Below are 19,917 nucleotides of genomic sequence, written 5' to 3' on the forward strand. Positions count from 1 at the left end.
GGATATGGCCCCGTCATAGCGGTTAGGGTGGGGACATGACCACACGCTACGATCCGGGCGCGCGCAATGTGCTGGGCGGGGAGCTTAAGCCCTGCTCGACAGACCCCGTCACCGGCTTCTTCCAGAACGGCTGCTGCGAAACCAGCCACGAAGATGTCGGCATGCACACCGTCTGCGCGGTGATGACAGCCGAGTTCCTGGCCTTCAGCCGGGCGGCCGGCAACGACCTGTCGACCCCGGTCATGGAGGCCGAGTTCCCCGGGCTGCAGCCCGGCGACCGCTGGTGCCTCTGCGCCCCGCGCTGGAAGGAGGCCCTCGACGCCGGCGCTGCGCCGAAGATCGTGTTGGAATCCACCCATGAGGAGACGCTGGCGATCGTGCCACTCGGCGTGCTCAAGGACCACGCGGTCTAGGCGCCCCACGTTGCTCCCCATCGGGGGAGCTGTCGGCGAAGCCGACTGAAGGGTCCTCCCAGGTTTGAGCGGAAGCTCCGTCCGGCCCTTGGGGCCGTCTCCCCCGAAGAGGAAGAACTAGGAAAGCGGATACTCCGCCTCCAGCCGATAGTGGGCCTGCTCGCTCCCCAGGAAGCTGGAATAGAGGCCGAAGCGGTCCACGCGGATCGGCGGCGATCTCAAGAGATTGTTGGCCTGGATCCAGGCGGCGACCTCGGCCGGATCGGCGTGGCGCAGGTAGGCCAGCGTCACATGCGGGCGATAGGTCCTGGTATCGGGTTTCAAACCGACGCGGCGCGCGGCGCTCTCGCAAGCCTTGGCCAGGCGGGCGAGCGGTTCGCTCGCCTCGACGCCGGCCCAAAGGACGTGAAGGTCCGGGCCTTCGCCGAACGCGCCCACGCCCGAGAGCGCGATCTCGAAAGGTTGCGCGCGAAGCGTCACCAGCTCGGCGTCAAGGTCGCGGGCGACGTCCTCGCGGATGTCGCCGAAGAAGCGCAGGGTCACATGCAGCGCCTCCCGCGGGCTCCAGCGTGCGCCCTCGACTCCGCTCTGACGGCGGGTCAGGACGGCGCCGACCTCATCGGGCAGCGAAAGCGCGGCGAAGAGCCGGATCATGGTGAATGACTACCGCAGGCAAAGGCCTGCGCGAAACGCCCGCTCAGACCTTAACAAGACCTTGACCAACAAGGCCTTGCTTCCGCCTCACGCGGACCCGATATTTGCGGCGCGTCCAATCGTGGGCGCTCAAACAAGGGTTTTGCTCAAATGAGCGACTTCAACCGCGGCTACGCGCGCCCGATCCCCACGGATCGCGCCGACATGTCGGTGGACGCGGGCCTGCGCAGCTTCATGCTCGGGGTCTACAATAAGGTGGCCCTGGGCCTCGTGCTCTCGGCGGCGCTGGCCTTCGTGACCGGACAGGTCGCGCCGGTCCAGGCGCTGCTCTATCGCGTCACCGTCGACGGCCGTCTGGTCGGCCTGCAGCCGCTGGGCTACGTGATCGCCTTCGCGCCGCTCGCCGTCATGCTGTTCGGCATGGCCGCGGTGCGCAATGCGACCCCGCGCTCGTCCGGCATCTTCTACTGGACCATCGTCAGCCTGATCGGCGCCTCGCTGGGCGTGCTGACCCTGGTCTACACCGGCGGCTCCATCGCCCAGACCTTCCTGATCACGGCGACCGCGTTCGGCGCGCTGAGCCTGTTCGGCTACACGACCAAGCGCGACATGACCGGCTTCGGCAGCTTCCTGATGGTGGGACTGGTGGGCCTGATCATCGCCTCGGTGGTGAACATCTTCCTGCACTCCGGCCCGATGAACTTCATCATCAGCGTGCTGGGCGTGTTCATCTTCGCGGGCCTGATCGCCTACGACACCCAGCGTCTGAAGATGACCTACTACCAGCTGGGCGGCGACCAGCAGGCGATGGGCGTGGCGACCAACTACGGCGCGCTCAGCCTCTACATCAACTTCATCAACCTCTTCCAGATGCTGCTCAGCCTGTTCGGCAGCCGCCGCTAAGGCGAAGGCGGAGGCCTGAAGACGACGAAGCCCCGGCGGGAAACCTCCGGGGCTTTTTCATTGTGCGTCATGCGGAGCCGGCCTCGTTCAGGGACGCTCAGGCCTACGGCTCCCCGAACGGCGCCTTGATCTGGCGCAAGACCTCGGCCCTGGGCATGGAGATCGGCAGGCAGATCGGGGGGTGGGATTCGTCGGTCCCATCCGTTGCAGGTTTGAGCCCCAGCGCCTTCGCCTGGGTCAAGGCGTAGGATCCGCCGTAGCGAAGGTCCCAGGCTTCGTAGCGGGCGTCCTGCAGCGCCTTGGCGAACTCGAGCCGCGCAGCAGGGCCCAGCGGGCCCCGCCAGGTCTCCAGCATCCTGAGCTGCGTCCAGGCCGCCTGCTCGCGCAACTGATGCTCGTCGAAGCGGGTGAAGAGGCCGTAGAGGCCCCCATAGCGATCCTGCTCAGCCGCCGAGAACAAGCTGGTCCGTCCACTGGCCGTGGCCGATGTCCAACGGGCGGAGAACATCGGCGTGGTCGGCGGATGGCCCACCCAGCCGATCCGCAGCTTCGGTGCGCCATCGCCAGTCTCGGCGAGCAGGCTTTGCAGACCCTCGAGCCTCTGCTCGACGCAGGATTCCGCCGCCAACCGGCCGGCAATGAAGCCGAGATCCAGCCTCGCCTCGGCGCGGACATTGTCGCGCGCTTCTTCCGCCACGTGGCGGTTGTGGATGGCCTCGACGATCTGCTCGGCCGCAAGCGCGATCAGCACCCCGATGACGATGGTGCCGATCTCGACCGCGAACTCACGCCAACTGCGCGCGGCCTTGGGTTTGTGGATTTCCATAAGGCTCAGCTTAGCCGCTCCACGGCGGCGGCTGAACAGCTTCAGTCGACCACCTTGAAGCGGCCCTTGTCGAAGAAGCGCAGGACCTGCTCCAGCTCGTGGCCGCGGCGAAGCACCATGCCAGCCTGCCCCAACACCGCCCAGGCCCCCTGCCGTCGCGCGAGCGCCGGGCGCTTCTCGATGCGGTAAAGCGGCGCCTCGGAGCTGCGCCGGTAGACCGAGAACACGGCTGATTCGGAGAGGCCATCGATGGCGTAATCACGCCACTCTCCGGCCGAGACCATTCGCCCATATAGGGAAAGCAGGCGGGTCAGCTCGCGCCGTTCGAAAAAGACGGTCGCCTGACGCGGCGACGCGTAGGACGTGTCGAAAGCCATCGAAGCGGAGCCTAGACCGGAATCGGCGCGCCGGACCAGACCCTGCGTGCGCGCGCCAACAGCGCCGCCGCCAAATGACCTTATTTGCGACCCGCGAGCGCCCGATGCGCCTCTCATATTGCGATGGTCGGTTGGTCAGAAACGGCGCTCCCGGATCCTGAACAGCCCCCCCAGCCCCCTGGGATCGACGGACTGGCCGGCCGACGCCTAGATCTCTCTTAACGTCAGAACCCCCGCGGGTGCTCTCCAGCCGCGGGGGTTTTCGTATCTGCGGCGCGTGCCGGGCTCAGGCCTTGGGCGCGCCCGCGGCGATGATTCGCCCGCCGCGGCCGGCCTGGATCAGGATCGCGGTTTTCAGACCCTCCTCCGAGGCCGCCGGCAGGCGGAAGGCCGCGGGCTTGCCGCGCCAGGCGCCCAGGCGGGTCAGTTCGCGGACCACGTTCTTCTGGATTAGGGTCTGGCCCTTGTTGTCGCCGCTCTTGACGGCCACTTCCTGCTCGCGCGGGTCGTAACGCACCAGCCAGACCTCGCCGCCGCCTTTGGGCGCGTGCGCCGAGCCCACGTAGACGCGGGTCCCGCCGGAGAAACGGACCTCGGGCGGGTCACGGCGGGCCTTCACCGCCTCGGCCACCAGCTTGTCGACCTTCTCGGGCTTGGCGCCGGAGGCCTGCGCCGCGCCGTCGACCACCACCTGGGGCGTGTAGGGCTCGCGCAGCGCCAGCTTCGCCACATAGGCCTTCTGGCGGTCGGCGAACTCAGGCTTGGCGAAAGTGTCGGCCCAGCCGAGATAGTCCCAATAGTCGACGGAGAAGGTCAGCGCGAGGACGCCGGGCTTTTCGGCGAGCTTGGCCACATGGGCGTTGGCCTCGCCGCACGACGCGCAGCCCTGAGCCGTGTAGAGCTCGAGCACCACGGGAGGCCTGGCCGCCGCCGCCCCCGCGAAGAGGGGGACCGGCAGGGCGAGCAGGGCCAGGCTGAAAAGCGCCGCTGTCCGCATCGCCATCGGGCTTAAAGGGGCTCATGCGCCCTGTAAATTACAACAAGGCGTGAGCGGAGGCGGACTGCGCGTTTGCAGCCCGCCTTGGCTCAGGTTCAGGCCTCGGGCTTCGCGAGGTTGCGCAGCACGTAGTTCAGCACGCCGCCGTTCTTGAAATACTCAAGCTCGGTGGGCGTATCGATCCGGCACCGCACCGGGAAGCGGGCGATGCGGCCGTCGGAGGGACGGTACATCTCGATGGTCAGCTGACGGCGCGGCGACAGCTCGGTGAGGCCGCGGATGGTGACAATCTCCTCGCCGGTCAGGCCGAGCTTGTGCCAGCCTTCCTGCAGGAACTGCAGCGGCAGCACGCCCATGCCCACCAGGTTGGAGCGGTGGATGCGCTCGAAGCTCTCGGCCACCACAGCGCGGACGCCGAGGAGCTTGGTGCCCTTGGCCGCCCAGTCGCGCGACGAGCCGGTGCCGTATTCCTTGCCCGCGAAAACCACCAGGCCGCGGCCTTCGGACTGGTAACGCATGGCCGCATCGTAGATCGACATCACGTCGCCCGAGGGGAAGTGCTTGGTCATGCCCCCTTCGATTTCCGGGGTGATGCGGTTGCGGATACGGATGTTGGCGAAGGTGCCACGCATCATCACTTCGTGGTTGCCGCGGCGCGCGCCGTAGGAGTTGAACTCCGTGGTCGGCACCTGGCGGTCTCGCAGGTAGACGCCGGCCGGTGAGCTCGCCTTGATCGAACCGGCGGGCGAGATGTGGTCGGTGGTGATCGAATCGCCGAACACCGCCAGCACCCGGGCCTCGACAATGTCGGTGACCGGAGAAGGCTCCATCGACATGTTCTGGAAGTAGGGCGGGTTCTGCACATAGGTCGAGCCCATGTCCCAGCCATAGGTCTGGCCGCCCTCGATCTTGATACCCTGCCAGGACTTGTCGCCCTTGAAGACGTCGGCGTAGCGGGTGGCGAACATCTTCTGCGTCACGAATTTGCGCTGCAGGGCGGCGACCTCCTCCGAAGTCGGCCAGATGTCCTTCAGATAGACCGGCTTGCCGCCCTTGCCCTCGCCCAGCGGCTCGGTGGTGATGTCGATCGACATCGAGCCAGCCAGCGCATAGGCCACCACCAACGGCGGCGAGGCGAGGTAGTTGGCCCGCACGTCGGGATTCACCCGGCCTTCAAAGTTGCGGTTGCCCGACAGCACCGACACGGCGACCAGGTCGCCCTTCTGCACGGCTTCGGAGATCGGCTCGGAGAGCGGACCGGAGTTGCCGATGCAGGTGGTGCAGCCGTAGCCCACCAGGTTGAAGCCCAGCGCATCGAGGCCCTTGGTCAGGCCGGCGGCCTTCAGATAGTCGGTGACCACCTGGCTTCCGGGGGCCAGCGAGGTCTTCACCCAGGGCTTCACCTTCAGGCCGAGCTCGACGGCCTTCTTCGCCACCAGGCCCGCGGCGATCAGCACGCTGGGATTGGAGGTGTTGGTGCAGGAGGTGATGGCGGCGATCACCACGTCGCCGTGGCCGACATCGAAGTTGGCGCCTTCCACCTTCACGCGGGTGGCCATGTCCTCGGCCTTGCCGAAGTCGCCGGCGAGCGCGGCCTTGAACTCGACCGCGGCATTGGTCAGCACCACCCGGTCCTGCGGCCGCTTCGGGCCGGCGAGCGACGGCAGCACCGAGCCCAGGTCCAGCTCCAGGGCGTCGGTAAACACCGGATCCGGATCGCTCGGCTCACGCCAGATGCCCTGCTCCTTGGCGTAGGCCTCCACCAGCGCGACACGCTGCGCGTCGCGGCCGGTGGCGGTCAGGTAGTCGATGGTGGAGCGGGTCACGGGGAAGAAACCGCAGGTCGCGCCATATTCCGGGGCCATGTTGGCGATGGTCGCCTGGTCCTCGATGGTCATCCTGGCCAAGCCGGGGCCGTAGAATTCCACGAACTTACCGACCACGCCCTTCTTGCGGAGCATCTGGGTGACGGTCAGCACCAGGTCGGTGGCCGTGGCGCCCTCGGGCATGGCGCCCTCCAGCTTGAAGCCGATGACCTCGGGGATCAGCATCGGAATCGGCTGGCCCAGCATGGCGGCTTCCGCCTCGATGCCGCCCACGCCCCAGCCCAGCACCGACAGGCCGTTGACCATGGTTGTGTGGCTGTCGGTGCCGACCACAGTGTCCGGATAGGCGACCGGATCGCCGCCGTCCTCGTTCACCCAGACCGTCTGGGCGAGGTATTCCAGGTTCACCTGGTGGCAGATCCCGGTGCCGGGCGGCACCACGCGGAAGTTGTTGAAGGCCGAGGAGCCCCAGCGCAGGAAGCGGTAGCGCTCCATGTTGCGCTCGTACTCGCGCTCGACGTTCTCGCCGAAGGCCTTGGCCGTGCCGAAGTAGTCGACCATCACCGAGTGGTCGATCACCAGGTCGACCGGGTTCAGCGGATTGATCTTCTCGGGGTTGGCGCCCAGGTGGGTCATCGCATCGCGCATGGCGGCGAGGTCCACCACCGCCGGCACGCCGGTGAAATCCTGCATCAGCACGCGAGCCGGACGGAAGCTGATCTCGTGCTCGACGCTGCCCTTGTTCTGGACCCAGGCGGCGATCGCCTGCAGGTCATCGCGCCCGACGGAATCGCCGTCTTCGTTGCGCAGCAGGTTCTCGAGCAGCACCTTCATGGAGATCGGCAAGCTGGAGATGCCGGAAAGTCCGGCTTCCTCGGCGGCGCGAAGGCTGTAGTAAGCGTAGGTCTTGTCGCCCACCGTGAGTTCACGGCGGGTTTTCAGGCTGTCGACTGACGCCATTTGGGGAGATCCTCTCTCTGTTCCCGGCCGCATCACGCCCACCCCGGAGATCGCGCGCTTCGATGAACGGACACACAGCGTCCGAACCCGCGCGGCGAGGGCCCCCCGAGGTCACGGCGGCCGCGGGCTTCATAGACCTACGTGTGTTACGCGTCCATGCACGGCCACGGTTGAGCTTGTTCCGGCGATGATCATCGCCCTCGACCTGCGCGGAGTCGCCGTGCGCCGGGGCGGCCGCAGCCTGTTTTGCGGACTGTCGCTGAGCCTGACGGCCGGCGAAGCCTGTGCGCTCACGGGGGCCAACGGAGCCGGCAAGACCAGCCTGCTGCGCGCCGTGGCGGGTCTGGTCCCCCTGGAGGACGGCGAGATCGGCTTCGGCGACGTCGAGGCCGGGGAGGCCCGCGGCGGGGGCCTGCACCTGATCGGCCACCAAGATGGGCTGAAGCCCGCCCGGACGACGCGCGAGGAGCTGGATTTCTGGAGCGTCTGGAGCGGCGGCGACAAGGCCTCGGCCCTGGCGGCCGCCGAATCCCTGGATCTGATCGGCCTGCTGGACCTGGAGGTTCGCCGCTTGTCGGCCGGCCAGCGGCGTCGCCTGGCGCTGGCGCGCTTGCTCGCCGCGCCGCGCGGACTCTGGCTGCTGGACGAGCCCCTTAGCCCCCTGGACGCGTCCTGGCGGGCTCGCTTCGGCGCGATGATGCAAGCCCACCTGGCCGGCGGCGGCCTGATCCTGGCGGCGGTGCACGATCCCCTGCCGATCACGGCGAGAACGCTGGAGATCGGCGCATGAGCCGGCTGGGCGCGCTGCTGGCTCGCGAGACCGCGTTGGCCTGGGGCAAGGGCGGCGGGCCGCTGGTCAGCGTCGGGTTCTACGCCGGGGTCGCCACCCTGCTGCCGCTGGCCATCGGGCCGGAGCCGGCGCGACTGGCCGCCATTGCGCCGGGCGCCGCCTGGGTGGGTCTGGCGCTGGCCAGCCTGCTCTCCCTCGACCGGTTGTTCGAGCGCGACTACGAGGACGGCGCCCTGGACCACCTCGTGCTCTCGCCGACCCCGCTGGAGTTGACCTGCGCGGTGAAGTGCTTCGCCCAGTGGCTGGCCACCGGCGCGCCGCTGGCGCTCGCCGCCCCCGTCGCCGCCATCGCGCTTGGCGCGCCACTGAATCTGGCGCCCCTGGTCTTCGTCTGCGCCTTGATTGGCGGCCTGGCCTTCGCCTTCACGGGCGGCATCGGCGCGGCATTGAGCCTCGGCGCCCGGCGCGGCGGCCTGCTAACGGCGGTTATCGTGCTGCCGCTGTTCGTGCCTCCGGTGATTTTCGGCGGCGGCGCGCTCGCCAGCTACCTCGCCGGCCTGCCCTGGACCTCGGGGCTGGTCCTGCTCGGCGCCTACGCCGCGGCCTTCGTGGCGCTGGGACCGCTGTTCATGGCCGCGGCCTGCCGCAACGCCCTGTCCTAGGCCCTAAGCCCCCGCGAACATTACCAAAGCTTCATTTCGCATGCCGCCGTTTCGCCAAGTTTCACGACAAGGTTCAAGCTCGACCTTGACCCAGGAGACCGCGATGACGCGTCCGTTGACCAGCTACCTCGCCGGGGCGGCCTTCGCCCTCACCGCCGCCGCCAGCGCCGCGGCTTTCGCCCAGCCGCCGGCCGGGCCCGCGCCGGACGCTGGCGACCATCACCAGATGCGCGAGGAACGCCAGGTGGTGATCCGCCATGAGGGCAAGGACCAGGCCGAGCATCTTCGCACCATGCTGCAGCTGAAGCCGAACCAGGAAGCTGCGCTCACCGCCTACCTGGCCGCGGTGAGCCCGGAGCGACACCATGAGAACATCGTCGAGATGTCCGATCGCCATGACGCCAAGACAACCACCCAGCGCCTGGCGGAGATGGATGCCCATCTCAACGAACAGACCGCCCAGGCCCACGCCCGCATCGAAGCGACGCGCAAGTTCTACGACCAACTCGAACCGTCGCAGAAGAAGGTGTTCGACGAGATGCCGATGATGATGATGGGGCCCATGGGACCGATGATGCACGGCGGCTCGATGCGGGTGATGGTCAACATGGACGGCATGCCTCCGATGCCCCCGATGCCGCCCATCCCGCCGCGGCCCCCGGCGCCTCCGCGCTCCTGATCGTCTGCCGATCGCATCGGCCGAAGGGGGTCGGCTTGCCGGGCCCCCTTTGCCGGTCTAAGCCCGGCCAGTGATGATCCCGGCGCCTGCCTTCCTGACCAATCCCGAGCGGTTCATGGCCTTCTCGCGCTGGGCCGCGCCGATGTTCGGGGCGATCGCCGTTGTGCTGGGGGTCGCCGGCCTGTGGCTCGGCTGGAGCGCGCCGCCGGACTATCAGCAGAGCTTCACGGTCCGGATCCTGTTCATCCACATCCCGACCGCCTGGATGAGCGAGTTCGTCTACGCCTGCCTGGCGGTCGCCAGCCTGCTCTCCCTGGTCTGGCGCCAGGTCCTGGCCGACGCCGCGGCCCAGGCCGCCGCGCCGCTGGGCGCCGGCTTCACCCTGCTGACGCTCGCCACCGGCTCCCTCTGGGGCCGTCCGGAGTGGGGAACCTGGTGGGTGTGGGACGCGCGTCTCACCTCGGAGCTGATCCTGTTCCTGATCTACCTGGGCTACATGGCGCTCCGCGCCTCCATGGACGACGAGGCCAAGGCCGCGCGCGCCGCGGCGATCCTGGGTCTGGTGGGCGCGCTGATCCTGCCGGTGATCCATTACAGCGTCTATTGGTGGAACACCCTGCACCAGGGCGCCTCGGTGTTCCGATCCGGCGGCTCGGCGCTGGCGCCGGTGTTCTTCTGGCCGGTGATCCTGATCGTGCTGGCCTACACCTCGGCGTTCGGGTCGCTGTGGCTGGTGCGGATCCGCGGCGAGGTCTGGCGCCGCCGCGCCGAGGCCGCGGCGCTACGCGCGGCGAGAGGCTGAGACAATGATCCATCTGGAGACCGGCAAGTACGGCTTCTACATCTGGACCGCCTACGGCCTGACGGCGGTGGTGTTCGTCGTAATGCTCGCCAGCGCCCTGAACCATGCGCGCCGTTGGAAGGCGCGCTTCGAAGAGCTGTCGCGCAAGTGAGCGCCATTTCATGAGCCGCTGGATCGCCGCGCTGCCCCTGGTCGTCCTGGCCCTGCTGGCGGCGCTGTTCGCCGGCTACGGCCTGCATCACAATCCGCAGGTCGTGCCTGAGGCTCTGGTCGGCAAACAAGCGCCCGACGTCAGCCTGCCCAGTCTGGACGACGGAACCCTGACGAGCGTCCGCGAGGCGGCGCGCGAAGGTCCGATCCTGGTGAATTTCTTCGCGTCCTGGTGCGGCCCCTGTGAGATCGAGCATCCGGTGCTGATGCAGTTGCGCGCCAGCCATGTCCGCATCATCGGCGTTGCCTACAAGGACGCGCCGGAGAACACCAAGGCCTTCCTTACCCGCCTGGGCGATCCGTTCATGGAGCGCCTGGTGGACCGCGACGGCCGCGCCGGCATCGACTTCGGCGTCTCTGGCGTGCCGGAGACCTATCTGGTCATGCCCGACGGCAAGGTGGCGGCCAAGTACACCAATCTCAATGCGCGCGACGCTCAGGCTCTGACGGCGCGGATGTTAACCGGGCGTTGATCGGCGGCGGGCCAGATTGGCGCCGCGTTAACCATAACAGACCCGAGCCGCCCGCCCGTGACGCCGATCCGTCCCAACGCCTTCCCGACCCAACCCGCCTCGACCTCGGTCGCCGGCGCGGCGGCGGACGCCGCGCGGGCCTCTGCACAGCGGGCCTTTTTCGACGCCGCCATGGGCCGCGCGGGCGCGCCGACGGCCCCGGCGGCGCCCCAGGCCGCGAGCCAGACGCAGGCGTTTACGCCCCAGACGGCGCCGGTTCAGCGGGCCGAGGTTCGCCCCACGGCGATCCCAGCCGAGCCGCCGGCCAAGCTGCTCCGCCCCGGGTCGCTCCTCGACATTCGCGTCTGACGCGAAGCGAGCGTGACCTTAAGGCCTTAAAAGTCATTAACTTTTTGAATCGGGAACGCCGGCCGGATATCGGTGTTAAGCCAGCATGGAACCGAGGGACCAACAAATCTACGAGGAGGCCGCCGCGCTGTGGCGTGAAATCTTCGGCGAGCCGCCGCCCTTGCGCGCGGACGGTCCGATGCTGCTTGAGATGATCCTGCGCCGCGCAGGTCCGCCACCCTACGAGCGCCTGCACTCGCCGCACCTGCGGCCGTCGACCATCGCCGGACCCGCCCAGCCTACGAGCGGCCCGCGGCTGAGTTAGGCCGCCTTCTTTTTCGCCTTCTTGCCCTTGTGGGCCTTGCCCGCTTTGGGCGGCTTGTCCTTGGGCGCCGGCTTGGGGGCTTTCGGCTTGGCCTTCGCCGCCGGCGGCTCCGCCGACTTGGTTAGGTCGCGAAGCAGGCTCAGGAATGTCGCGCGGCGGCCACCGCCGGAAATCAGCTTCATCAGCCGCGTATCCGCGGATGCCATCTTCGGCCGCGCCTCCGTCAGGGCGAGCTTGCCGGCCTCGGTCAGTCGCACTGCGTTGGCGCGGGCATCGACGTTGGACCGTTCACGCTCGAGCAGGCCCTTGCCGATCATCCGCCGCGCCATGTCCGCCAGCGTCGAGCGGTCGATGCCGGTGATCCGCACAAGGTCGGCCTGGGTCGCGCCCTCGCGCTCGTCGGCGGCCGCGAGGACCGCGAACTGACGCTGGGTGATCCCGCCCTCGCCGAACTCCTCGACATAGATGTCCAGTGCGCGCTGCAGCGCTCGATGAAGGAGGTGACTCGGCGACTGCTCGAGGGCGGCGATGCCACCCTTAGCGCCAGACTTGCCCTTGGCCATCGGTCGTCCCCCGCGCGGCTCTTCCGCGTCACTAGAGTACGATTGCGACTTTTTGATTACAGACACTCCGTGGGCGGTTGAGCGCCGGTCCTAAGGCGCGTCCGCCGGCGGCTTTGCCACTTCCGTATCGTCGTCCGGCATATGTTTCATCATCAGCGGCGCCTGGCTCATGGCGAAGAGGAAGATCAGCACCGGCACGCCCGGGAACTTGAAGAAGCCCCAGAATACCGTGCTCTGGGTGCGCCACACCGCCTCGTTGGCAGCCGCCACGGCGAAGAAGAACAGAGCGTAGCGCAGGGTCAGGGTGCGGACCACCGGGTCCGGCAGGTGGAAGGCGTCTCCCATGAGGACCTTCAGCGGGTTCTTGCCGCGCAGGGCGCCGGTGATCAGGAAGAGGCCGAGCAGCGCGTAAAGGATGGTCGGCTTGACCTTGATGAACCGCTCGTCGTGGAAGAACAGTGTCAACCCGCCGAAGATCAGGCCGACGACGGCCGTCACCAGCGGCATGGGCGCGACACGGCGCTCGACCACCAGGCCAACAGCGAGGGCGAGCAACGAGGCGCCGACGATCACCCAACTCGAGGTGATGGCGCTGCGGGTGATCACCAGGGTCAGAATCCAGGCGACCAGGCCGCCGTAATCGATGACGTAGTGCACCCACTTGGGGAGCTTCGGGGCCGGTTTCTGGGGCGCCGCCGACTCGCTGCTCATCGGCCGGTCTCCTCAAGGCCCACCAGGGAGCGCGCGAAGGCCCGCGCGTTGAACGGCTGCAGGTCCTCAATCCCTTCGCCCACGCCGACCAGCTTGATGGGGCTGTCCGAGGCCTGAGCGACCGGCACCAGCACCCCGCCGCGAGCGGTGCCGTCCAGCTTGGTCATGACGATGCCCGAGACCCCGATCTGATTGCCGAAGATGTTCTCCTGGGCCAGCGCATTGCGGCCCACGGTGGCGTCGAGCACCAACAGGGTCTCGTGCGGGGCTTCTGGATCGACCTTCTTCACCACGCGGATGATCTTCAACAACTCGTCCATCAGGCCCTGCTTGTTCTGCAAACGCCCGGCGGTGTCGATCAGCACCACGTCGTAATTCTGGGCCCGGGCGCGCTCGACCGCGTCGAAGGCCAGGCCCGCGGCGTCGGAGTTCATCGGCCGCGACATGAAGTCCGCGCCCGCTCGCTCGGCCCAGACCTTGAGCTGCTCCACCGCCGCGGCGCGGAAGGTGTCGCCGGCCACCACCAGCACCTTGGCGCCCTTGCCTGTCAGGTCGGCGGCGATCTTGCCGAGCGTCGTGGTCTTGCCAGAGCCGTTCACCCCGATGAACAGCACGATATAGGGCCGAGGGCCGGAGAGCGCGTCGAAGGTCCCCTCACGGCCCGAGAGCTCATCGCCGATGGCGGCGGCGAGGGCTTCCTTGATCTCGGTCTCGTCGACGTCCTTGCCGAATTTCTCGTCGGAGAAGCGCTGGGTGATGCGCGCGGCGGAGTGCGGGCCTAGGTCGGCCTCGATCAGCATCTCCTCCAGCTCGTCGAGCTTGGCCTGATCGAGCGGCTCCTTGGCGACGAAGACCTGGGTGATCTGCTCGCCGATCTGCTTCGACGAGCGCGTCAGGCCTTCGGTCAGCCGCGAAAACCAGCCGCGTTTGGGTTCGGTCATGCGCGCGCTTCTAGCGGGCCCCTTGCGCGCCGTCACGCTCCCTTCCAGGCTCACCCGCCATGGACCGACTCACGGCCACGCTTGCGGTGCTCGACTATGCGGCGGTCGCGGTGTTCGGCGCGACCGGGGCGCTGGCGGCCGCGCGCCGCAAGCATGACATCGTCACCTTCGGCTTCTTCGCCGCCATAACCGGGGTGGGCGGCGGCACCCTGCGCGACCTCCTCATCGGCGCGCCGGTGTTTTGGGTGGGCAAGCCCGGCTATGTGATCGTCTGCCTGGGCGCCGCCGCGGCGGTGTGGATCGTCGGCCCGCGGCGCTTCCGGGGCCACACGCTGACCTGGCTCGACGCCATCGGCATGGCGGCCTACGCGGTGGTCGGCGCGCTGAAGGCCACCTCCCTGGGCGTCCCGCCGTTCTCCGCCGTGGTGATGGGCGTGCTGACGGCGACCTTCGGCGGCGTGATCCGAGATGTGCTGGCCCACGAACCGTCGGTCCTGCTGCAGCGGGAGCTGTACGTCACCCCGGCGCTGGTCGGCGCTGCGACGTTTGTGATCCTGGGCCTGGTGGGCACGCCGACGACACCGGCCGGGATCGCTGGCTTCGTGGCGGCGCTCAGCCTGCGGAGCGGGGCGATCCTGTGGAAGTGGTCGCTGCCGGGGTTTGGGGGACCCGTGGATCCGGAGAACGACGGCAGCTAGGCGGCTATTCGGCCGCTTGGAGCGCCAGGGTGTGGGCCAGGGCCCGCTTGCCATCGTGGCCCGTGACGCTCAGCGCCACGATGCTCCCCACCTCCGCCCCGCCCGTGAAGGCGATCTCGGTGAAATCCTCCGCCCGCGCCACGCCGTTCCGTTCGACCAGTCCCATCAGCCTACACCCGACCTGGCGCTGCAGGTGCCGCGCAAGCGCCGCCTCGCCCGCCGCCCGCAGACGCGCCGCTCGGGCCTTGACCTGCGCACCCGCCACGGCCGGCATCCGCGCGGCGGGCGTGCCCGGACGGGCGCTGTAGGGGAAGACGTGCAGGAAGGAGAGGCCCGCTTCTTCGACCAGCGACAAGGTGTTCTCGAACATGCCTTCCGTCTCGGTGGGGAAGCCCGCGATCAGGTCGGCGCCAAAGGCGGTGTCAGGTCGGATGGCGCGTACGGACGCCACCAGCTTCAGGGCGTCGGCGCGGCTGTGGCGGCGCTTCATCCGCTTGAGGATCATGTCGTCGCCGGCCTGCAGCGACAGGTGCAGATAGGGCATCAGGCGTGGCTCGGCAGCCAGGCAGGCCATCAGGTCCGGATCGATCTCGGCGGCGTCGATGGACGACAGCCGCAACCGCGGTAGTTCCGGGACCAGCTTCAGGATCCGCCCCACCAGCTGGCCCAGAGTCGGCTGGCCTGGCAGGTCGGCGCCCCAGCTGGTGACGTCGACGCCGGTCAGCACCACCTCGCGGTAGCCCTGGGCGGCCAGGCGCTTGACCTGCGCCACCACCTCGCCGGCGGCGGCCGAGCGGGAATTCCCGCGGCCATAGGGGATGATGCAGAACGTGCACCGGTGGTCGCAGCCGTTCTGAACCTCGACGTAGGCGCGGGCCCGGTCCTTCAGCCCATCGATCAGATGCCCGGCGGTCTCGCGCACGCTCATGATGTCGTTGACCCGCACGCGGCCGAGCTCCGGCTGCGGCAGGTAGGCGCCGGGCGCGGACTTTTCCGCATTGCCCAGGACGAGGTCGACCTCGGGCATGGCGGAGAAGGCGGCGGGATCGATCTGGGCGGCGCAGCCGGTGACGATCAGCTTGGCGCCCGGCCGCTCGCGCCGCGCCTTGCGGATCGCCTGACGAGCCTGGCGCACGGCCTCGCCGGTCACCGCGCAGGTGTTGAAGACGACGGCGTCCGACAGCCCGTCGGCCGCCGCCTGCTTGCGGATGATCTCGCTCTCATAGGCGTTCAGCCGGCAGCCGAAGGTGACAACGTCCACGTCGGCAGGCGCAGCGACGTCACTCATGGCAGCTCGCCGGCGAAATCGACGGCGGCGGGGCCGGTCATGATCACATGGTCGTCGTCGCGCCATTCGATCAAGAGCTCGCCACCGTCGAGGACGAGCACGGCGGTGCGGTCCGTCAGGTCACGGCGCGCGGCGGCGACGAGGGCCGCGCAGGCGCCGGTGCCGCAGGCCTGGGTCAGGCCGGCGCCGCGCTCCCAGACCTTCAGCCGGATGCGCCCGCGGTCGATCACCTGGGCGAAGCCGACGTTCACGGCCTCCGGGAACAGCGGATGATGCTCGACCATCGGCCCGGCGACGTTCACAGGCGCGGCGTCGATGTCGGCCACGAAGAACACCACGTGCGGATTGCCCATGGAGACGCAGCCCGGCGCAGTCGCCAGCGACGCGTCCGGATAGAGCGTGGCGTCCAGGGCCCGGGTGTCCTGCTCGCGCGCCAGAGGGATGTCTCGCCAGTCCAGACCGGGTCTGCCCATGTCGACGCTGACCAGCCGTTCCCCGGCTCGGCTGGCGTAGAGCTTGCCGGCCTTGGTCTCGATCACCGCCTGATCCTGGCCCGTCGCCTGCATCAGGAGCCAGCCCACGCAGCGCGTGCCGTTGCCGCAGGCGGAGATCTCCTCGCCGTCGGAGTTCCAGAAGCGCACGCGGGCATCGACGCCCTCGCCGGGCTCCGGCGGCTCCAGGACGATCAACTGGTCGCAACCGATGCCGCTCGTCCGGTCGGCGATGGCGCGCACCTCGTCAGCCGTCGGCTGGAACGGCGCGCTGCGGGCCTCGACCACGACGAAGTCGTTGCCGAGCCCGTTCATCTTCAGGAACGGACGGCTCATGGCGGCGGACATATAGGCGAAGACGCGCCCGGACGCACGCGGAGGGCGCATCCTGGGCGTTTCCGCCCCGAAACACCTCCGGGCGAGACAGGCCCGTTTCGCGCCGGTTAGAACAACGGGCATGAAAGCTTTGCTACTGGCCTTCGCGGCCCTGGCCTCAGCCGCCGCCTTCGCGCCGTCCTTCGCACAAGCCCCGACGCCGGTCGTCGCCGCGGCCAGTGCGGATGATCCCTTCATCTGGCTTGAGGACATCGACAGTCCGCGCTCCATGGCCTGGGTCGAAGGCCAGAACGCCAAGACCCATGTGCGGCTTGAGGAAGACCCGCGCTACGAGGTCTTCCGCCAGCAGGCGCTGAAGATCTTCACCGCCCAGGACCGCATCCCCATGCCGCGCTTCCGCGCCGGCGGTGTGGACAATTTCTGGCAGGACGGCGCGCACGTCCACGGCGTCTGGCGCCACACGAACCTCGCGTCCTACAAGACCGCGAGCCCCCAATGGCAGACCCTGCTCGATCTTGACGCGCTCTCCAAGGCCGAGGGCAAGAACTGGATCTGGAAGGGCGCCGACTGCCTGAAGCCCGCCCAAACGCTATGCCTTGTCCACCTCTCCAACGGCGGCAGCGATGCGGTGGAGGTCCGCGAATTCGACACCGCCACAAGAAAGTTCGTCGAGGGCGGCTTCAAGTTCGCCAACGCCAAGCAGAACATCCGCTGGATCGACCGCGACACCCTGATCGTCGCCCGCCCCTGGACGCCGGAAGAGGTGACCAAGTCCGGCTATCCCTACGTCGTGAAGATCGTGAATCGCGGCGCAGAGCCCCGCGAGGTGTTCCGCGGCGCCAAGACCGACGTGCAGAATGGCGGGGACGTGCTTGAGGGCGAGCACGGGGCCGACGCGATCCTCCTAAACCACGGCCTGACGTTCTATGAGCGCGAGTTCAGCCTGCTGGGCGACAAGGGCCTGACGCTCATCCCGCTTCCGAAGAAGACCGAATATTCGACCTATGTGGACGGCCAGGTGGTGTTCACGATCAAGCAGGCCTGGAAGACCTTCGCCGCCGGCGACGTGATCAGCTTCGACCTCGCCGACCTCAAGCGCGATCCGGCGGCTGCGAAGGCCCAGCTGGTCTTCCACCCGGGCGCCCATGACGCGGTCGTCAGGGTCGCCTCGTCCAAGGACCGCTTGGCCATCGTTCTGCTGGAAGACGTCAAGGGCGCCGTCGACGTCTACGACCACAAGGCTGGCGTCTGGCTGCCCAGGCGCCTGAAGCTGCCGGCCAACGCCAACATCAGCCTGGTCAGCACATCGGAAGACGACAATCAGCTGTTCTTCACCGCCGAGGGCTTCCTTGACCCGACCTCGCTATGGCTGGCCGACGCCGACAGCGGCGCGGCGACCAAGGTCAAGCAACTGCCCGCCCAGTTCGACGCCTCGAAGGACGTCGTCGATCAGCACTGGGCGACCTCCAGCGACGGGACCAAGATACCCTACTTCGTGGTCCACCGGCGGGACATGAAGCTGGATGGCTCCACGCCCGTCCAGATGTTCGGCTATGGCGGTTTCGAGCTGTCGGAGCCGCCGCTCTACGTGCCCCAGATGGGCAAGCTGTGGCTGGAGCGAGGGGGCGCCTATGTGGTCGCCAATATCCGGGGCGGCGGCGAGTTCGGCCCCGCCTGGCACGAGGCGGTGCTTCGCGAGAAGCGCCAGCTGGCCTTCGACGACTTCGCCTCGGTGGCCCGCGACCTGGAAGCCCGGAAAATCACCTCGCCGCGCCACATGGGCATCTACGCCCGCTCGAACGGCGGCATCCTGACCACCGTGTCGATGACCCAGCATCCGGAGCTGTTCAACGCCATCGTCATCGAGAGCCCGCTGATCGACATGCTGCGCTACAATCACCTGTCGGCCGGCGCCTCGTGGGTGGCGGAGTACGGCGATCCGGACATCCCCGCGGACCGCGCCTTCATCGCCAGATATTCCGGCTATCAGAACCTGAAGGCGGGGGTGAAATACCCCGAGCCCTACATCACCACCAACACCCGCGACGACCGGGTGCATCCGGGCCATCCGCGCAAGTTCGCGGCGAAGATGGAGGCCATGGGCCTGCCCTATCTCTATTACGAGCAGACCTTCGGCGGGCACGCCAACGACGCCGATCCGGAGCTCAACGCCCGCCGCTGGGCCAGGCACTATGTGTACCTGTCCCAGAAGCTGATGGACTAGGGGCGGGCATCGACGGGCTGCGGCGCGCGGCGCCACTCGACATCGAGGTCCGGCTCGCGCTCGGCGAGGCGGCGGAGCTGATCCTCGACGGTCTGCTCCAACACGCTCAGCGCCTCCGGTTCCGGCGCCTGGGCCAGGATCATCAGGGTCACCGGCGAGGACCGCAGATAGACCTCGCCGGCCTCGAAGGCGATCCGGCCTTCGCGATCGCGCAGAACGGCCACGGCTCCGTCCACGAAGTGGTGGCACAGCTGGGCCATGTAGAGGTGACTGTGGTCGGTGACGATCGTCGAGCTTGAGCGCATGGGCGCCTCCTAGACCTTCTCGATCGCCGAGGCGGCCTGGTCGATCAGCGCGATGACGCGGTCGATCTCGTCCTGGGCGATGGGACGCCGCGCGAGGCGCTGCATCAGGGCGGTGTGCAGGTTGGCCATCGCGCGGGCGATCCGCGGACGGGTGGAGTCGGAGCCTTCCGCGGCCTGAGCCATGCGGCCGAACACGGCGTCGACGCCGGCCTGATTTTCCGCCAGCGCGGCGCGGCCCTCGTCGGTGGCCTCGTAGAGCTTGCGGCCGGCTTCGCTGTCGACCGGACGGATGAAGCCCTCGTCCTCAAGCAGCGACAGGGTCGGATAGATCACGCCGGGGCTGGGCCGGTAGGCGCCGCCCGTGCGGTCTTCCAGTTCCTTGATCAGCTCGTAGCCGTGGCGCGGCTGTTCGGCGATCAGGGCCAGGACCACGAAGCGCAGGTCGCCGTGTTCCAGGAACCGGCCAACCCGGCCGCTGCGATGGCGTTCGTGATGCCCGTGGCCCCCGAGGCCGCGCATGTGGCCGCCCCAGGGATGACGGCTGCGGTGTTCGTCCCGCCCGCCGTGAAAGTGATGGTGTCTGTGCATATCGAAAACCCCCTCCTTTAGTGGGGTGCTATCGATATATCTAAACCGCATCGGACTTGCAAGCGTATTTCGATATGTCGAAATCCTTCTATTCGCGAAGCACCTCGGCGAGCAGGCGGCCCTCGGCGGCGCGGTTGGAGCCGGCGCGCCAGGCGACGACGATCTCGCGGCTGGCGTGGCCGGGCGAAATCGGACGCACGGCGACGCTGGCCGGGTCGGTGAGGCCGGCGTTGACCGCCATGGCAGGCAGGAAGGTCACGCCGAGGCCCGAGGACACCATCTGCACCAGGGTCGGCAGCGAGGTTGCGGCGAAGGCCTCCTCGCCGGACGCAACCTTCGGCGGCTTCAACCCGCAGGCGGCCATGGCGTGATCGCGCAGGCAGTGGCCGTCTTCCAGGAGGATGATGTCCTCGCGCTCCAGATCGTCGGGGTCTGCCGATTTCAGTCTGGCCAAGGGATGGTCCGCCGGCATGGCGGCGAGCAGTTCGTCGTCGGAAACGTGCGCCCAGTTCAGGCCGTGCATGTCGAAGGGCAGCGCGATCAGCGCC

At 68.3% G+C, this 19,917-nt stretch carries 25 protein-coding genes; 12 read left to right on the forward strand and 13 right to left on the reverse strand.

Annotation, left to right across the window (positions count from 1 at the left end):
* Positions 1–35: 35 nt before the first annotated feature.
* On the forward strand, positions 36–413 hold the full coding sequence (locus tag E8A12_RS22055) for a DUF2237 domain-containing protein (RefSeq protein WP_293372920.1): 378 nt from the start codon (positions 36–38) through the stop codon (positions 411–413).
* Positions 414–530: 117 nt separating this feature from the next.
* On the opposite strand, the gene thpR is transcribed toward E8A12_RS22055, so the two are convergent.
* Complete coding sequence (thpR, locus tag E8A12_RS22060) at positions 531–1,067, reverse strand: RNA 2',3'-cyclic phosphodiesterase (protein ID WP_293372922.1); 537 nt, start codon at positions 1,065–1,067, stop codon at positions 531–533.
* Positions 1,068–1,217: 150 nt separating this feature from the next.
* Between thpR and E8A12_RS22065 the strand changes: the two genes are divergently transcribed.
* Complete coding sequence (locus tag E8A12_RS22065; protein ID WP_293372924.1) at positions 1,218–1,970, forward strand: Bax inhibitor-1/YccA family protein; 753 nt, start codon at positions 1,218–1,220, stop codon at positions 1,968–1,970.
* Positions 1,971–2,073: 103 nt separating this feature from the next.
* Here E8A12_RS22065 and E8A12_RS22070 read toward each other — a convergent pair whose 3' ends face one another.
* The 4 genes from E8A12_RS22070 to acnA all read right to left on the reverse strand — a co-directional run bounded on the left by E8A12_RS22070 (position 2,074) and on the right by acnA (position 6,956).
* Positions 2,074–2,796, reverse strand: a complete 723-nt coding sequence (locus E8A12_RS22070) for a hypothetical protein (protein WP_293372926.1) — start codon at positions 2,794–2,796, stop codon at positions 2,074–2,076.
* A gap of 41 nt (positions 2,797–2,837) precedes the next feature.
* The gene (locus tag E8A12_RS22075) at positions 2,838–3,173 is read right to left on the reverse strand and encodes a DUF2794 domain-containing protein (protein WP_293372928.1); all 336 of its coding nucleotides are present in this window, start codon (positions 3,171–3,173) and stop codon (positions 2,838–2,840) included.
* Between the two features lie 286 nt (positions 3,174–3,459).
* Positions 3,460–4,176 carry a DUF1223 domain-containing protein gene (locus E8A12_RS22080; RefSeq protein WP_363212674.1) on the reverse strand — a complete coding sequence of 239 codons (717 nt, stop codon included), beginning with the start codon at positions 4,174–4,176 and terminating at the stop codon, positions 3,460–3,462.
* Positions 4,177–4,265: 89 nt separating this feature from the next.
* Positions 4,266–6,956, reverse strand: coding sequence for an aconitate hydratase AcnA (gene acnA / locus E8A12_RS22085; protein ID WP_293372930.1), 2,691 nt, complete (start codon positions 6,954–6,956; stop codon positions 4,266–4,268).
* Between the two features lie 187 nt (positions 6,957–7,143).
* On the opposite strand from acnA, the gene ccmA reads away from it, so the two are divergent.
* The 8 genes from ccmA to E8A12_RS22125 all read left to right on the forward strand — a co-directional run bounded on the left by ccmA (position 7,144) and on the right by E8A12_RS22125 (position 11,224).
* The gene (gene ccmA, locus E8A12_RS22090) at positions 7,144–7,746 is read left to right on the forward strand and encodes a heme ABC exporter ATP-binding protein CcmA (RefSeq protein WP_293372932.1); all 603 of its coding nucleotides are present in this window, start codon (positions 7,144–7,146) and stop codon (positions 7,744–7,746) included.
* Entirely contained in the window at positions 7,743–8,408 is a 666-nt protein-coding gene (gene ccmB, locus E8A12_RS22095; RefSeq protein ID WP_293372934.1) for a heme exporter protein CcmB, read from the forward strand. Before ccmA ends, ccmB begins: the two co-directional genes overlap by 4 nt.
* Positions 8,409–8,511: 103 nt before the next feature.
* The gene (locus tag E8A12_RS22100; protein ID WP_293372936.1) at positions 8,512–9,087 is read left to right on the forward strand and encodes a Spy/CpxP family protein refolding chaperone; all 576 of its coding nucleotides are present in this window, start codon (positions 8,512–8,514) and stop codon (positions 9,085–9,087) included.
* A gap of 73 nt (positions 9,088–9,160) precedes the next feature.
* On the forward strand, positions 9,161–9,889 hold the full coding sequence (gene ccmC / locus E8A12_RS22105; RefSeq protein ID WP_293372938.1) for a heme ABC transporter permease CcmC: 729 nt from the start codon (positions 9,161–9,163) through the stop codon (positions 9,887–9,889).
* A 4-nt stretch (positions 9,890–9,893) separates the two neighbouring features.
* Complete coding sequence (ccmD, locus tag E8A12_RS22110) at positions 9,894–10,040, forward strand: heme exporter protein CcmD (RefSeq protein ID WP_293372940.1); 147 nt, start codon at positions 9,894–9,896, stop codon at positions 10,038–10,040.
* A 10-nt stretch (positions 10,041–10,050) separates the two neighbouring features.
* Positions 10,051–10,572, forward strand: coding sequence for a DsbE family thiol:disulfide interchange protein (locus E8A12_RS22115; RefSeq protein ID WP_293372942.1), 522 nt, complete (start codon positions 10,051–10,053; stop codon positions 10,570–10,572).
* A gap of 57 nt (positions 10,573–10,629) precedes the next feature.
* A complete protein-coding gene (locus E8A12_RS22120) occupies positions 10,630–10,920 on the forward strand; it encodes a hypothetical protein (protein ID WP_293372944.1) in 291 nt (96 codons plus the stop codon).
* Positions 10,921–11,005: 85 nt separating this feature from the next.
* Positions 11,006–11,224, forward strand: a complete 219-nt coding sequence (locus tag E8A12_RS22125; RefSeq protein ID WP_293372946.1) for a hypothetical protein — start codon at positions 11,006–11,008, stop codon at positions 11,222–11,224.
* On the opposite strand, the gene E8A12_RS22130 is transcribed toward E8A12_RS22125, so the two are convergent.
* The 3 genes from E8A12_RS22130 to ftsY all read right to left on the reverse strand — a co-directional run bounded on the left by E8A12_RS22130 (position 11,221) and on the right by ftsY (position 13,439).
* Positions 11,221–11,787 carry a MarR family transcriptional regulator gene (locus E8A12_RS22130; RefSeq protein ID WP_293372948.1) on the reverse strand — a complete coding sequence of 189 codons (567 nt, stop codon included), beginning with the start codon at positions 11,785–11,787 and terminating at the stop codon, positions 11,221–11,223. The two genes, E8A12_RS22125 and E8A12_RS22130, sit on opposite strands and share 4 nt — an antisense overlap.
* Before the next feature lie 90 nt (positions 11,788–11,877).
* Positions 11,878–12,498 (reverse strand): septation protein IspZ, encoded by a 621-nt coding sequence (locus E8A12_RS22135; protein WP_293372950.1) that lies wholly within the window; start codon positions 12,496–12,498, stop codon positions 11,878–11,880.
* Positions 12,495–13,439: a signal recognition particle-docking protein FtsY gene (gene ftsY, locus E8A12_RS22140; RefSeq protein ID WP_293372952.1), complete on the reverse strand. Its 945-nt coding sequence runs from the start codon at positions 13,437–13,439 to the stop codon at positions 12,495–12,497. Before ftsY ends, E8A12_RS22135 begins: the two co-directional genes overlap by 4 nt.
* Before the next feature lie 59 nt (positions 13,440–13,498).
* Here ftsY and E8A12_RS22145 point away from each other — a divergent pair, with 59 nt between their 5' ends.
* On the forward strand, positions 13,499–14,137 hold the full coding sequence (locus E8A12_RS22145) for a trimeric intracellular cation channel family protein (RefSeq protein ID WP_293372954.1): 639 nt from the start codon (positions 13,499–13,501) through the stop codon (positions 14,135–14,137).
* A gap of 4 nt (positions 14,138–14,141) precedes the next feature.
* Here the strand turns inward: E8A12_RS22145 and mtaB are convergent, their stop codons facing one another.
* Positions 14,142–15,425, reverse strand: coding sequence for a tRNA (N(6)-L-threonylcarbamoyladenosine(37)-C(2))-methylthiotransferase MtaB (mtaB, locus tag E8A12_RS22150; RefSeq protein WP_293372956.1), 1,284 nt, complete (start codon positions 15,423–15,425; stop codon positions 14,142–14,144).
* Positions 15,422–16,252, reverse strand: a complete 831-nt coding sequence (gene dapF, locus E8A12_RS22155) for a diaminopimelate epimerase (RefSeq protein WP_293372968.1) — start codon at positions 16,250–16,252, stop codon at positions 15,422–15,424. The genes mtaB and dapF overlap by 4 nt, the downstream gene beginning before the upstream one ends.
* A gap of 121 nt (positions 16,253–16,373) precedes the next feature.
* Between dapF and E8A12_RS22160 the strand changes: the two genes are divergently transcribed.
* On the forward strand, positions 16,374–18,476 hold the full coding sequence (locus E8A12_RS22160; protein ID WP_293372958.1) for a prolyl oligopeptidase family serine peptidase: 2,103 nt from the start codon (positions 16,374–16,376) through the stop codon (positions 18,474–18,476).
* Here the strand turns inward: E8A12_RS22160 and E8A12_RS22165 are convergent.
* The 3 genes from E8A12_RS22165 to E8A12_RS22175 form a co-directional block, all read right to left on the reverse strand.
* Positions 18,473–18,781, reverse strand: coding sequence for a DUF2218 domain-containing protein (locus E8A12_RS22165; protein WP_293372960.1), 309 nt, complete (start codon positions 18,779–18,781; stop codon positions 18,473–18,475). The genes E8A12_RS22160 and E8A12_RS22165 overlap by 4 nt on opposite strands.
* A gap of 9 nt (positions 18,782–18,790) precedes the next feature.
* The gene (locus E8A12_RS22170) at positions 18,791–19,369 is read right to left on the reverse strand and encodes a PadR family transcriptional regulator (RefSeq protein WP_293372962.1); all 579 of its coding nucleotides are present in this window, start codon (positions 19,367–19,369) and stop codon (positions 18,791–18,793) included.
* 88 nt (positions 19,370–19,457) lie between these two features.
* Positions 19,458–19,917 (reverse strand): LysR substrate-binding domain-containing protein (locus E8A12_RS22175; protein ID WP_293372964.1); only part of this gene is annotated, 460 nt, incomplete at its 5' end.

Origin of the sequence: Phenylobacterium sp. (assembly GCF_004799395.1) — a bacterium.
In the GTDB taxonomy this organism is placed as follows: domain Bacteria; phylum Pseudomonadota; class Alphaproteobacteria; order Caulobacterales; family Caulobacteraceae; genus Phenylobacterium.